Consider the following 14466-nt stretch of genomic DNA (forward strand, 5'->3'; position numbering starts at 1 on the left):
CCGCCCCGGTGCGGGACACCACGTCTCTCGTGGTGTCCCGCGCCGGACTCGATGTTTCCGCGGATCAGGCCGCGCGGCGTCGGCGTACGGCGAACGTGACGGCACCTCCCGAGATCAGCAGCAGCGCGATTCCGGCGAGCGCGAGCGGCAGGTCGCCGCCCGTCGTGGCGAGCGCGTTGACGCCCGGGGTGCCCGGCCGCGCCGGGTCGACCGGGCTCTCTCCCGGCTCCTCGGCGCCTGCACCCGGGGTGCCCGGCGTCGGTTCGGTCGGCGCTTCGCGCACGATCACGCCGGCATCCCAGGTCGGGTCGACGCCCTCGGTGGCCCGCACGTCGTTCCATTCGTAATCGCGCGAGAGGTGGACGTTGTCCGGCCCGAGCACGATCGTCTGCGTCATGCCGGTCGTGGTGTCGGCATCCGAGTCCACGGTGTCGTCCGCCCCGGCATCCGCCTGCGTGAAGACGTACGTCTTCTTCTGGTCCGCGGTCAGGGTGAACTTCACGCGATACTCCCCGGCCGGCAGTTCGTCGAACAGGTAACGCCCGCGCTCGTCGGTCGTCGTGGTCGCAATGACCTCGCCGTCCTGGATGAGCTCGACGGTCACGCCGGGCAGAACCTGCTCGTCGTCGTCCTGTCGGCCGTCCTTGTTCGCGTCGATCCACGTGACGTCGCCGATCGCGTACGTCTTCTCGGGCTCGGGCGTCGTGCCCGGGGTGTTGTAGAGCACCACGTCGTCCGAGACCCCGTTCGCCGCGACGGCGATGCGAGTGAGCTCGGTCGCCAGCTGGTACCCGGCGGGCGCGACGTCCTCGCGCAGCCAGAACGTTCCGGCGCTCTTCACGGTCGGCGTCGTGCCCTCGGCCGTGACGATCTTGCCGTCGACCACGCGCAGGTCGCTCAGCACGACCGTCTGCTGGTCGTCGGCCAGCACCGAGAAGCGGGCGCCCGCGTCGGTGATCAGCTTCGCGGCATCCGTGCTGTCGCGCTTGAGCAGGTTCAGCGGGTAGTCGTTCGTCGGCGTGATCGTGGCGCCGACGGCGCCGATCATGTTGGTGATGCCGACGTTCGCCTGGTAGTCGACGACGCGCACCTTGAAGAACAGGGCCAGCGTCTCACCGCTCACGAGGCGTCCGCGCTCGAGCGTGACCGTGTCGGTCGACGCATCGTACGCAGCCGTGATGTTCGTGCCCGGCACCGTGCAGGTGGCACCGCCGGTCGTCGTGCCCGAGGTCACGTCACCCGGTGCGACCCATCCCAGGAACTCCACGCCCGCGGGCAGCACGTCGACGACGTCCTCGACCATGTGGGTGAAGGTGCCGTGCGGCAGGAGCTCGACGCGGTAGATGAAGTCGGTCTGCGTCAGGGCGCCCTCGGCATCCATCTCGACCCGCAGGCTTCCGGTGAAGGCGTCGTTCGCGGCGTCGTAAACGCGCTTGCGCACCTCCATCTCGTTGCCGAAGCTGGTCGCCGTCGTGCGCGAGGTCGAGGTGTAGACGATCTCCTGACCTCCCCCCTCGTAGCGTGCCGAGTTGTCGACCTCGATGGTCTGCTTCCCCTGCAGCACCTGCGTGGGCAGGTCGACCGTGATCGTCCAGCTCTTGGTGAACGGCGCGGCAGCGGCTCCCCACGCGGCGTCCTTGGGGAACGCGTCGTTCGGGGCGATGACCAGCGTGCCGTCCTCGGCGATCGTCACGTCGAACGTGTCGCCGTCGAGCGGGTAGTTGTAGTCGTAGGCGCCGGTGATCGACTCCTTGATCGCGGGGAGCGTCGCCGCGGTCACGTCGAAGATCGAGTGATCGATCTCGTCGACGATGCGCGAGGTCGCGGCGTCTCCGACGTTCTCACCGATGCGGAACGTGTACGGGATCGTCGTCGACGTGCCGCCGGTGACCGAGACGGTTCCGCCCGGGGCGGTCTTCGAGAACCGGCCCGGGTCGTCGACGCCGCCCGAGGTGTCCTTCGGGACGGTGATCGTCGTCGAGGCCGACTTCGACTCGTACTTGCCGTCGTCGTACACGAAGTACGCGTCGTTCGACACGCGGTACTGGGTCGCGTACTGGTTGTCGCTGCTCGCCTGCTGCGGCAGAGCGGTGATCGTGGCGGCGGCCGAGAGGCGGTACTCCCTGGTGACGTCCTTGCCGATGTTCACGAAGAGGTTCTTGCCGTCGACGACGTAGGTGCCCCGGTACTCGTCGGCGGCGATCGTCTTCTCGACGTCGCTCGTGATGCCCGTGGCGGGGCGGAGTGCGACGGCGGTGCCGTCCTGATCGATCGCGGTGAGGAAGCCGGCGGCATCCGTCTTCCACGACGTCTGAGCCGGCAGTGTGTCACGGATGACGACGTTGCGCGTCAGCGCGAACGGGCCGTCGGCGAAGTCGGCGAAGACGCGCAGGTCGGCGCGCAGCGTGTAGGTCGCGTCGATCGCCGTCTCGAGGGTCGCGCCGGCGGCGAGCTGCTTCTGCAGCTGTACGGCGGTCGGGTCGACGGTCTTGCCGAAGGCGGCGCCCGTTCCCGGCCGGTCCTGGCCCTTGACCGAACCGCGGATGGCGGTGCCGGCGCTGTGCTTCGTGCCGTTCACGTCGACCTGGTTGGTGACGGTGACGGAGTAGGAACCGCCGTTGATCTTGTCGACGGCGTCGTACGCGCGCTGCAGGTCGGCGCGCACGGCCTCGAGGGCAGCGGCGTCGGCGATGGTCGCCCGATAGGTGAAGGTGTAGATCGAGTTCGCCTCGGCACGGAAGGTGTGGGCGAAGCTCGTGCCCGAGATCGCGGGCAGATCGGTGAGCGCGGTGGTGACCGGGTTCAGGTCGTTCGCGTCGCGCACGACCTTGGTGCCGGCGAGCGACCCCTCGACGAAGGCGAGGTGGGCGCCGAGGGTGTCGGTCACCGTGATGTCGCGCGCCTCCCTGCTCGACACGGTGACCGTGTACGGCAGGGCGATGTCGAGCGCGCTCGGGTCGATCACGACGCGACCGTCGACGACCGTGTGCGGAATGTTCACGCCGCCGACCGACTTGTTCGACGATGTGCCCGTCGACTGCGGCGACTCGCCGGGTTCGGTGATGATCACCTTCTGGGTCGTGGGGGTGCCGTCGACGTTCCAGACCAGGTCGCGGACCTCGGACCGCTGCACCTTCTCGACCGTGAACGAGAGATCGAGAACACCCTGGTTCACATCGGCCGGGAACGGATCGTTGAACGTCACGACGAGCTCGCCGGCGGCGTTGACCGCGAGGGAGTGAACGGCGGTGTTGCCGTCGGGAACGGTGAGAGCCGCATCGGGGATCGTGATCCCCGACGGCAGGCCGATCGCGACGACGGCGCCGTCGTCCATGCTGCCGTAGCCGAGCTGGAAGGCGTAGGTTCCACCCTCCGTCAGCACGGGCATGCCGTTATGTCCGCTTCCGGTGTCGACCGGGAAGACCGTGACCGTGCCACCCGCGGCGAGCGCCGGAGCGCTCAGCCCGCCGATGGACATGAGGGCGACGAGGATACCCGCCAGCCAGTGAACGAATGTGCGCGCGCGGGATCGCCGCGCGATGTGCTCAGACATCGATTACTCCAGAACAGATGAGGGGGCGCGTCAATGGGGGGACGCACCCCTGCGTCGGTACCGATTCCGGTACTCGTCGAACGCCGCGGCCTCGGGAACCGGGCGTTCACGCACGGGTCCGAAGACCCCTGCACTGGAGAGACGGGGAAGAAGGGCTCCGATTACGGAGCGCGGTGGGTGAACCGGGGGTGAAGTTCACGGATTGGAACGAGATCGTCGCAGGACGAACGCAGGGACGGGCACCGGCCCATCCGCGCGTTCACCCTGCGGGATCCCTCAGCCGACGACGACCTGAGGTTCTGACACGGCCTTCAAGCCTTCGATACCGAACTCGCGCCCGTAGCCCGAGTGCTTGGCTCCACCGAACGGGACCATCGGATGCAGACCGCCGTGCGAATTGATCCAGACGGTGCCGGCCTGGAGGCGACCGGCGACCTCCTGCGCCGCCGCACGATCGCGCGACCAGACCGAGGCGCCGAGCCCGAACTCCGACTCGTTCGCGAGGGCGACGACGCCATCGATGTCCGAGTAGCGGATGACGGGCAGAGCGGGCCCGAACTGCTCCTCGACCACCAGGGGGTTATGGGGGTCGATATCGGCGATGATCGTCGTCGGGTAGAAGTGCCCGGCGGCTGCGGGATCCGGTTCGCCACCGAGCACGATGCGGGCACCGGAATCGCGCGCGGCGCTGACCAGCCGCGCCACCGTCTCGTACTGCTTGCGATTCTGCAGAGGGCCGAGAAGATTGCCTGTGTCGAGCCCAACACCCATCGGCACGGCAGCCGCGAAGGCCGCGAGGTGCGAGACGACGTCGTCGTACACATCGTCATGGACGTAGAGCCGCTTGAGCGCGGCACATGTCTGCCCCGTGTTGATGAACGCACCCCAAAAGAGGCCCTCGGCGATCGCGGCCGGATCGACATCCGGAAGCACGATGCCCGCGTCGTTGCCACCGAGCTCGAGGGTGAGCCGGGTGACGTTGCCCGCGCTCGCCTCGATGATCTGCTTGCCCACCTCGGTCGACCCCGTGAACATGATCTTGCCCACGCTCGGGTGCGCCGCCAGCGCCTGACCGATCGTTCGCCCGGAGCCCGTCACCGTGATGAGGACGCCCTCCGGAAGGACGATGTTGAGGATGGCGGCGATGGCGAGGCCCGACAGATCGGTCGACTGCGCCGGTTTGGCGACCACCGTGTTCCCCATCCGCAGGGCGGGCGCGATCTGCCAGATCGCGATCATCATCGGCCAGTTCCATGGCGTGATCGCACCCACGACGCCGATCGGTCGGTAGTGCATCTCGGCGAAGGTCGATTCGTCGTCGACCACGACCTCATGCGGGAGCGGCGTGTCGGCCGTCGCCCGCAGCCAGGCGACGCATCCGCCGACCTCGAACCGCGCGTTTAACCCTTCCAGCGGCTTTCCCTGCTCTCGGGAGAGCAGCTCGGCGAGCGGCTCCGCCCAGCGCTCCACGGCATCTGCCGCATCGTGCAGGTAGGCCCGCCGCGCATCGTCGGAGAGCGCCGCCCAGCGCGGCTGAGCGGCGTGCGCCCGTTCCACGGCGCGCTCGAGCGCCGATTCGTCCTCGACGGGAGCGCGACCGATGAGCGCGCCCGTCGCCGGATCGAACACATCATGCGCAGCACCGTCATGAGCCTGGATGCGGGAGAGAAGTGCGTCGTACGTGATCGTTTCTGGCATGGTTTTCCGTTCCTGTGCTTTCGGCGTCGTCGCCGAGATCGAAGGGATGTAGTGAGATGGGAGTCGCGGTCACGGCCCGCATTCGGCGGGGTCCGCAGAGCGCGGCCGCTGCCCCGCGCGGAGGAGGATCCGATGCGCAGCATGGCGGCCGATCGCGTCCTCGCTGTACACGAGAGGGAACGTGCGCCCTCCCACCCAGTCCGCGAAGAGATCGTCGTAGTGCGGTGATCGGGGGTCCCCCGATTGTCCGGGGCTGTTCATCGCGACGCTCGCATCCCAGTCGCCGACATCGATCACCATGCGGAAGGTCGAGCCGGTGGTCTGACGGAAGTCGGCGTCGTACGCGGCCAGCCCCACGGTGTCGCCGCTGCCGCCGCGCGGCAGCGGACCGACGACGCCGCGTGCTCGCCCCGCGAGGAGCGGATGCCGGAGCTCGGCGCGGAGCAGTCGGCCCCAACACCAGGCAGCGCCGCCCACCTCGGGGCCGAGGAGAGAGGTGATCTCCGTGATCGCAGCGGCGAGCGTCTCGTTCACGACCGCTGCGATGCGCTCCGGCGAAGAGGTTCGCGTCGCCCACGTCACGAGTTCGATGTCTCCGCGCAGGTCGCCGCCGGCGGACTCATCTCTGGTCGCCGCGGCCACGGCCGCGTCCATCGAGGATCCGGGGATGCCGGTGGAGGCGAAGTACTCCGTCGCGAGACGCCCTCGGAGGTGACGCCGGGCCCAGATCTCGAAGACGAGGGCGCCGCGCGAATCGGCCGAGGTCCGCCCGTTCCAGCGGCAGAGCGCGTTCCATTCCCCCGTCATATCCGTTTCCGAAGGGATCGCCTCTTCCAGTAGCTCGACGATCGCCAGCGCATGCTCGGAGAGATCGTCCTGCTGCATCGCCGCACTCGATTCGATCGAGACGGCGTCGTCGAGCGCCAACCACGCTTTGATGCGGTCGGCGCGCGCCGAGGAGTACCAGTCGTGGGTGATCGTGAGGGTGTCGTCGAAGCCCTCCGGTATGTTCGCCTCGTTGGCCGACGCAAACCACCCGCGGGGCGAGGCACGTTCCGACGGCAGTTCACCCGTCGTCGCGAAGCCTTCCCACTCGTACGCGCCGTCACCCGGCACAGGCAGACTGCCGTCCCACCCGCGGCGACGCGGGATCCTCCCCGAGGCCTGCCACCCCCAGTCCCCTTCGACCGTCGCATAGATCTGGTTGACCGCGGGGGCACCCCAATTCGCGAGCGCCGCAAGAAAACTCTCAGCGTCGACGGCATCCCCGTAGCCGACGCTGGCGAGGTAGGGCACCATCCCCGGTTCGAGCCAGGCCGCGCGCAGCGCCACGGCGAACCCACGTTCGTCGTCGACATGGATGATCGGTCCATGCACGGTGCGCAGCAGCCTGGCCTCTACGGCCTCGCCATCGCGCACCTCGATCGTGTCGACGATCTCATCGAAGTCGACCCATCCCTCGGGGCCTCGGTACTGACCCGGCCGCGCGGGGTCGAGATCGTAGACGTACAGGTCTTCGACATCGGCCGGCCAGATCGTCAAGCCGAAGGCGACGGAGTCATTGTGACCGATCGCGATCCCCGGGAGTCCCGGCTCGCCGGCCCCGATCACATCGAGGCCTGGTGCGCGCAGATGCGCAAGGTAGCGGAGCGACGGAAGGGTGACGGCTCGGTGTGGGTCGTTCGCGAGAACGGGGCGCCCCGTCGTGGTCCGGCTGCCGTCGACCACCCAGTTGTTGCTGCCCCCTTCATGCTGGGGCGTCACGGCGCTCTCCGAGAAGGAGACGGGTGCGAAGGCGCGATCGTACGTCTGCATGACATCGTCGAGGAGCGCTAGGTCCAGGCCGTCCGGCACCGACACCGGAGTGTCGGGTTCACGCGTCTGCCGGACGCGCTCGACGTCCGGCCCGCCGGAGCGCAGCGCCCGCGCCCGCGCGACCTCGTGCGTCGCGTTGTAGAACAGTCCGTGCGTGCGGAACCGGACGATGTCGTCGTCGCCCCAGAGCTCCGGGGCGTAGCCCTGCTGCACGAACTCCGGAGGGAGACGACCGGGTGCCGCGCTCGCCCACCGGACGTATGCGTTGATGCCGGCGACGAATGAGCGCACCGCCTCCCGTGTGCCTGCGGCGTACGACTCCCATTCCGCCTCGATGTCGCCGCGGTACAGGAAGAGCCGGTTCGCGTGGTCCTGCGCCAGGTGCTCCGGCCCGAAAGCTGCCGATAACCGTCCGAGCCCCCGGCGACGCCACAGATCGATCTGGAAGAGACGATCGCGCGCGGCATTGAAGCCCTGCGCGACGAAGGCATCCGCGCGCGAACCCGCGGTGATGTGCGGGACTCCCCACAGGTCGATGACGATCTCGACGTCGGAGTCGAGGCCCTCGACCACGAAGACGTCGAAGGGGATGCCATCCTCCGGGGGCGCCGTCGGCCCTGGTTCGTTCTCGGAGCTCACGATCCCACAGGCTCCGCGGGTGTGCGCTCAGTCGTGGCGCTCGTGCGTCGAACGAGACGTTGCGCATCCCGAGCCATGAGCTTGCCCCGCAGAATCTGCGTTCCGGCGTTGATCGCGATCGCTGCGACGAGTGCCGCACCGCTGGCGACGTTCTGCCAGAACGTCGACACCCCGAGCAGCGTCAGGCTGTTCGACAGCAGCCCCATGAACAGGACGCCAATGAGGACGCCGAACATGTTCCCGCCACCGCCGGTGAGGATGATGCCGCCGAGAAGCACGGCGGTGAGCACCGAGAGCTCGAACCCAACGCCGAGCTGACCGGCGGGAGCGCTGTTCAGACGCGACACGGTGAGCGCACCGGCGAGGCCGGCCGCCGCTCCCGAGAACATGTAGAGGAAGAACGGGATGCGCCGCACCGCGACGCCCGAGAGGTATGCGGCCTCCCGATTCACCCCGATCGCGTAGATGTGGCGACCGGCAGGAGTCACCGTGAGGAACAGACCCGCCACGAGCAGAAGGACGAAGGCGATCAGTGCCGAGACCGGGATACCGACGACCGATCCCACGCCGAAGACCGAGAAGCTCGCGTCGAAACCTGAGATCGGCAGCGGGGCGACGAGCTGCGCCACGCCACGCACGGCCGCCAACATGCCGAGAGTGGTGATGAACGACGACAGTCCGACCATCGTGATGAGAATGGCATTCACCACGCCTACCAGCATCCCCCCGAGAACTGCGGCGGCAAGAGCGAGCGGCGCCGAGCCGGTCGAATGCATCGTCAATCCCGCGAGCACACCGCCGAGCGCCAGCGTGGATCCCACCGAGAGGTCGATGTATCCCGCGATGACGAGCATCGCGATGGGGATCGCGACGATCGCGATGATCGCCGCATCCTGCAGCACGCCCCGCATGTTGCCGGTGGTGAGCTGCGAACCGGTGGTGATCTGCACGACGGTGACCATGATCACGAGGAGGACGACGAGCGGGTTGCTGACGACGCCATGGAGCAGGCGCGAGCCGAGTGAGCTCATGCGGGGACCTTTCGGGTTGCCTCGGTATCGCGAGGCGGATGGGAGTCGGTGTGGATCAGGGTGAGGAGGTACTCGTCCGAGATTTCGGGGATCTCATCGATGGTGATGTCGTCGACCACCGCCCCCGCGTGCATGACGACGCATCGGTGAGCCAGTTGCAGGACTTCCTCCGGTTCGTTGCTCGCGAAGACGACGGCAACATTCCGTTCAGTGGCGAGGCGCCGGATCACTTCGTAGATCTCCGCGCGCGCCCCAACGTCTACGCCCTGCGTCGGGTCGTCGAGCAGCAGCACCCGCACGCGCGAAGCGGTGTTCACCCAACGGGCGATCAGCACCTTCTGCTGATTCCCGCCCGAGTAGCGCTCGACCGGGAGGTCGGGCGCATTCGGCCGCACCGACATCGCGCCGAACGAGTCATGGACGAGCTGGTTCTCGCGTCCGATGTTCCGCACCAGGGCACCGCCGATGTCTCCCATCACCCGGGTGAGGATGTTCTCGCCGGCGCCGAGGATGCCGAAGAGACCCTGACGTTTGCGATCACTCGGGACGAAGGCGATGCCGGCCTGCAGGGCACGGTCCGGGTTGCGCGGGTCGACCGGCTCGCCACCCACGCGCACGGTACCCGAATGGGCACGACGCCCGAACAACCCCTCGAGCAGGCGGCTGCGACCGGATCCGATCAACCCGTAGAGCGCGACGATCTCTCCCTCGCGGAGGGTGAGATCGACCGGCGCGCTCGAACCCACCCGGAAGTCACCGAGTTCGATCGCCGTCGACGCACCGGGCCTCAGGGGCGCCGGCGCGACTCGCGCGGTCGCGGTGCCACCCGAGATCGCCGTGACGAGATCGTCCTTGACGAACCCCGTGTCGTCGGATGCCCAGACGACCTTTCCCCCACTGAGCACGGTCGCTCGATCCGCGACCTGCATCACCTCGTTGAGAAGATGCGTGACGTAAAGGATCGCAATCCCCTGCGCCTTCAGCGAGAGCACCACTTCCGCCAGGCGGCGAGCCTCCACCGGCGAGAGCGCCGCGCTCGGTTCATCGAGGATGAGCAGGTGGGCATTGCGCCGCAACGCCTTCGCGATCTCGACCATTTGACGCTGGCCCATCGAGAGCTCGCCGACGATCGCACGCGGGTCGATGTCGGCACCCACCCGTGCAAGCGCCTCCCGTGCCGACGCGACCTGATCCGCTCCGCGGATGAGCCCCCTGCGAACGAGTTCCTGGCCGAGGAAGAGGTTCTCCGTCACCGTCAGGGTGTCGATCAGCGAGAGGTGCTGATAGATGACGGCGATGCCGGCTCCGATCGACGTACGTGGATCGAGAGCGGAGTGCTCGACTCCATCCACATCGATGACCCCCTGGGTGGGCGCGGTGCGCCCACCCAGGCATCCGATGATCGTCGACTTACCGGCTCCGTTGTGCCCGAGGAGGGCGTGGACTTCGCCGGAGGCGATCTCGAGGTCAACTCCGTCCAAGGCGAGCGTCGCGCCGTACCGCTTCGTGAGTCCGCTGACCCGGACGGTCATCGTCAGCCGCCCAGCTCGATGATGTAGTCGTCGAGGTCCGGGCTCTCGGCGGTCACGAAGTAGACCGGCACGTCGAACCGCTCCGTCTCCTCTCCCTTCCCGAGCTTGACCGGGAAGTCGACGATCGCCTGGGCGAGCTCGCTCGACTTCACCGTGACGACGCCGCGGACGAAGTTGCCCGCCTTCATCTCCTGGTACAGCGTGAGGTTGCCGTCGAGCCCGCCGAGGTAGGTGTTGGCGTCGTTCGCCGCTCGGCCCGAGGCGATGAGAGCCTGATATGCGCCGGCTGCGGCGTCACCCGAGGTCGCGACGACGACGTCGACATCCGGATGCTGCGCGAGCACGGCCGATGTCACGCTCAGTCCCTCGTCGGGCGTGATCGCCTGCTGCTCGATGATCTCGGCATCCGGCGCCGCGGCCTCGAGCCCGTCGAGGATGCCGGTGGTGCGCTCCTGTCCGAGTTGAATCGACCTGTCTCCGAGTACGAGCACCTTGGCGGCACCGTCGAGGTTCTCGGTGATCCACTCGCCGGCATCCTCGCCGAGCATCTCGCCCGAGTCGTGGAAGCTGAACTGCAACGACGACGACTGCTCGTCCAGGTCACCGCCGTACGTCACCCACAGTTTTCCCTCATCCATGTACTGCTTCGCAACCGTCTGCACGGCCGCGTTGTCCATGGGGAACGAGACGACGGCATCGATGTCGGATCCGAGGTGGGTGGTGAGCTGGCTCACTTGGGTCGCGAGGTCCATGTTGTCGTTCGTGAAGACGACCTCGACCCCTTGCGTCTCGGCGTACTCGGCGACGGCCTGCGTCAGCGATGCGTACACGGGGAGTGCGGTGAACGGATAGTCGAAGAGGATCTTGTTGACCTCGCCGGACGATACCGGGCCGCTGGAATCGCTCGCCGGAGCGTCGTCCATGGTGCAACCCGCGAGCAGGAGAGCGCTCGACGCGACGAGAGCAGCCAGGGCTGTGGCACGTGATTTGTTCATTGGAGCCTCATTCTTGAAGGGATTTCATCGGGTAGAACGGGGTGGAGCGGATGCCCGAGCCGGGTGGTCCGAGCGGTCGTACACTTTCTCGCCGGCGAACCAGGTCTGTCCGGTGACGATGTCTGCGAGGGCGGAGGAAGGGATCGACAGCGGGTCTGCGTCGATCATGATGAAGTCGGCGGAGAGTCCCGGCGTCAGACGCCCGGTCACGTCGGCGAGACCGAGAGCGTCGGCGGACGTCGTCGTGAAGGCGCGAAGAGCCTCTATGACGCTGATACCCTGCTCCGGCCAGAGTGCACCCGGGGTGCGCCCGGTCGGGTCGCGACGGGTCACGAGTCCCGAGATCGCGTGCCACGGATTCGGAGATTCCGATACCGGCCAGTCCGACCCGGCGACGAGCAGCGCTCCGGCATCGAGGAGATCGCGGTTCGGGTGGATGCGCGCCGAGAGCTCGTCCGGAAGCACCTCGTGCAGCGCCTGCGGAATGACTCCGGGATACCAGAGGAAGGGCGAGATCTCCGCGACGACGCCGAGCGAGGCGAACCGCGCGATGTCGTCCGGGTGGATGAGCTGGCCGTGTGCGATATGGACGATCAAACGACGCCCCTCGGCGCGCGCAGCCTCGACGACATCGAGGACCAGGCGCACGGATGCATCACCGGTGCAGTGCACCTTCACTCCGAGTCCTCGATCATCGATCAGGCGTACCCAAGCGAGAAGCTCGTCGAAGGTCATCACGGGTGTGCCGGTGTGCTCGGCCCCGTGCTCGCCGGTCGCGCGGTACGGCTGGAGGAGGGCCGCCGTGTGCGTCGGCGGAACTCCGTCGAGGAAGATCTTGGTGAAGTCCGGCCGGTGCCGCTGTGTGCGGTAATGCTCGCCGTACGGCAGCAGCTCTTCGCCCACCTGAGTGTTGCCGAGGATGGTGTCGTTGACGAGCATCGAGGTGACGGCCCAGGAGGTGAGCCGCCCGTCCTCGCTGAGGCGGTGCAGTGCTTGGAGCAGGCCGAGCGAGGTGGAGGCGTCCTGGAACGCCGTGATGCCGAAGGCATGCATCATCTCAAGGGCTCGCTCGGAACTGCGTGCCAGGCGGTCGATATCGATGCCCTGATCGTTCACGACGCGCTGCTCGACGGCTCCCGCCGCGGTCTCGAACAGGAGCCCCGTCGGTTCGCCGCGTTCGTCGCGCACGATGCGTCCGCCCTCGGGATCGTCCGTTCGGGCGTCGATACCGGCCGCACGCATCGCGGCGGAGTTGACCCATCGGTTGTGGTGCGAGTCGTCGCTGAGCAGCACAGGGTGCGCGGGCGACACGGCGTCGAGTCTCGTGAGCGCGTCGGATGAGCCCAAGGTACCGACGAGCGTCGACCCCCAGTTGCCACCGAGCACCCACTCACCGGGCGCGAGCTGCTGGGTGGCGATCCAGCCGGCGACCGCCGCGCAGATCGCGTCGACGGTCGCGTCGGGGGCGAAGGAAACACGGAAGAGATCCTCTTCGCCGGCCAGGTGGTGATGATTGTGCGCGTCGATCAGCCCCGGAAGGACGGTGGCGCCGTGCAGGTTGATGACGGACGTGGTCTCGTCGATGTACGCGTCGATGTCGCGGTCATCGCCGATCGCGACGATCAGACCATCGTCGACCGCCATGGCCGATGAGACGGGCCGGTCGGGATCCATCGTGCGGACCGTCCCATTCCGCACCACGAGGTCGGCAGATGCCATGTCATCACCCCTCTTCGTTGAAATCGTGTGACTCACTATATTGAGCATGTGCTCAGAAAAATGTCCAGTACGTTTCGGAACTGTAACGATGCCTTTATCTTCTTGGTTCCGACCGGGCCTCGTCCGGTGCCTTCGGCTCGCATGAGAGAAGCTTGATCCGTGCCGAAGATCGTCGACAAGGGTGCCCGTCGCCTCGAGATCCTCGAGAGCTATCTCGGACTCGTGGCTCGTGAAGGTATGCAGCGTGCGACATCGCGGCGACTCGCCGAGGAGCTCGGCGTCGCGACCGGGGCGCTCTGGCACTACTTCGCGAACTACGAGGAGATGCTTTCGCGGGCCTTCCGACTCGTGTTCGAGCGCACGAACGAACGCATTGCCGGAGCCACTCACGGACGTCGCGGTCTCGACGCGCTCGAACGCATGATCGAGCAGATCCACCCCCTGGAGAAGACCTCCCACGATGAGGCACTCGTCGTGGTCAGCTTCTGGGGACGAGTTGCCACTCATCCGAGCTACTCCGATGACCAGCGCTTCATCGAGCGCCAGTGGCACGCCGCCTACATCACCCACATCGGAGAGGCCATCGCGGACGGCGAGCTCGATCCCGCAACGCCGTCCACCCCGCTCGCCGATGCGCTCGTCGTACTCGCCGTCGGATACCAGGTCGAGCACGTCCTCACCACACCGCTCGCCTCACCCGAAGCGCAGATGCGCGTGGTGCGCGCACTCCTCGCCCCGTGGATGACGAGCAGCGCCTCTCTCGAACGCCTCGAGCGGTTCGAGTAGGAGGCGCGAGTGCCGAAGAACGTCGACCACGACGCGCGACGAGCCGACATCGTCCGCGCCGTCTGGCGACTCATCGCTCGCGATGGGATCGAAGCGGCGAGCATGCGCCGGATGGCTGAAGAGCTCGGCTTCGCCAACGGCGCACTCGCCGGCTATTTCCCCCACAAGCGCGCCATCCTCGCGGCGGCGTTCCGCCACGTCTACACCGCCACGAACGATCGGTACGAGGTGGACCGACAGCGGGGACTGCGCGGGCTGCCGGCACTGCGCGCTTTTCTCCTCCAGGTGTTCCCACTCGACGAAGAGCGTTTGCTCGAAGCACGTATCGCCATCCCGTTCATGGAGCACGCGGCACACGATGCTGAGATGCGCGAGCTGTATGTCGAGCTGATGGCAGGGTGGCAACGCGAACTACGAGTCCTTCTCCACGAAGCGATCGATGAGGGCGACGCCGCACCTGACCTCGATATCGATGTCGTCGTCGCACACCTCATCGGGGTCTCACAGGGTGTTCAAGCGTCCCGGGTCCTCAACCCCGATGACACCTCGCCCGCGGTCCTGCGGGGCATGATCGAGCTTCTCCTGCGCTCGGTTCGCTGACGCGCTCGAATGTAACGGCTGAGTTACGACTGTCGGAGTTCTTCGCGGTGGACATGGACTCTGTGCCAGAGTCTCTACACCCGTAGAGAAACGCGCTC

Annotated in this window: 9 protein-coding genes; 2 read left to right on the forward strand and 7 right to left on the reverse strand. The window is 67.4% G+C overall.

Annotated features, from left to right (window positions below; genetic code table 11):
- Positions 1–64 precede the first annotated feature (64 nt).
- From KZC52_RS10425 to KZC52_RS10455, 7 genes are all read right to left on the reverse strand, one after another.
- Positions 65–3553, reverse strand: a complete 3489-nt coding sequence (locus KZC52_RS10425) for an SdrD B-like domain-containing protein (RefSeq protein ID WP_247623982.1) — start codon at positions 3551–3553, stop codon at positions 65–67.
- Positions 3554–3829: 276 nt separating this feature from the next.
- Positions 3830–5251, reverse strand: coding sequence for an aldehyde dehydrogenase family protein (locus KZC52_RS10430; RefSeq protein WP_247623983.1), 1422 nt, complete (start codon positions 5249–5251; stop codon positions 3830–3832).
- A gap of 69 nt (positions 5252–5320) precedes the next feature.
- On the reverse strand, positions 5321–7705 hold the full coding sequence (locus KZC52_RS10435) for a penicillin acylase family protein (protein ID WP_247623984.1): 2385 nt from the start codon (positions 7703–7705) through the stop codon (positions 5321–5323).
- On the reverse strand, positions 7702–8736 hold the full coding sequence (locus KZC52_RS10440; protein WP_247623985.1) for an ABC transporter permease: 1035 nt from the start codon (positions 8734–8736) through the stop codon (positions 7702–7704). The genes KZC52_RS10435 and KZC52_RS10440 overlap by 4 nt, the downstream gene beginning before the upstream one ends.
- Positions 8733–10268: a sugar ABC transporter ATP-binding protein gene (locus KZC52_RS10445; RefSeq protein WP_247623986.1), complete on the reverse strand. Its 1536-nt coding sequence runs from the start codon at positions 10266–10268 to the stop codon at positions 8733–8735. Before KZC52_RS10445 ends, KZC52_RS10440 begins: the two co-directional genes overlap by 4 nt.
- Before the next feature lie 2 nt (positions 10269–10270).
- Positions 10271–11263, reverse strand: a complete 993-nt coding sequence (locus tag KZC52_RS10450; protein ID WP_247623987.1) for a sugar ABC transporter substrate-binding protein — start codon at positions 11261–11263, stop codon at positions 10271–10273.
- Between the two features lie 24 nt (positions 11264–11287).
- Positions 11288–12982 (reverse strand): amidohydrolase, encoded by a 1695-nt coding sequence (locus tag KZC52_RS10455; RefSeq protein WP_247623988.1) that lies wholly within the window; start codon positions 12980–12982, stop codon positions 11288–11290.
- A 159-nt stretch (positions 12983–13141) separates the two neighbouring features.
- Here KZC52_RS10455 and KZC52_RS10460 point away from each other — a divergent pair, with 159 nt between their 5' ends.
- Both KZC52_RS10460 and KZC52_RS17575 read left to right on the forward strand, forming a co-directional pair.
- Positions 13142–13768, forward strand: coding sequence for a TetR/AcrR family transcriptional regulator (locus KZC52_RS10460; RefSeq protein WP_247623989.1), 627 nt, complete (start codon positions 13142–13144; stop codon positions 13766–13768).
- 9 nt (positions 13769–13777) lie between these two features.
- On the forward strand, positions 13778–14368 hold the full coding sequence (locus KZC52_RS17575) for a TetR/AcrR family transcriptional regulator (RefSeq protein ID WP_247623990.1): 591 nt from the start codon (positions 13778–13780) through the stop codon (positions 14366–14368).
- Positions 14369–14466 lie beyond the last annotated feature (98 nt).

Source organism: Microbacterium galbinum (assembly GCF_023091225.1).
Classification (GTDB): Bacteria; Actinomycetota; Actinomycetes; order Actinomycetales; family Microbacteriaceae; genus Microbacterium; species Microbacterium galbinum.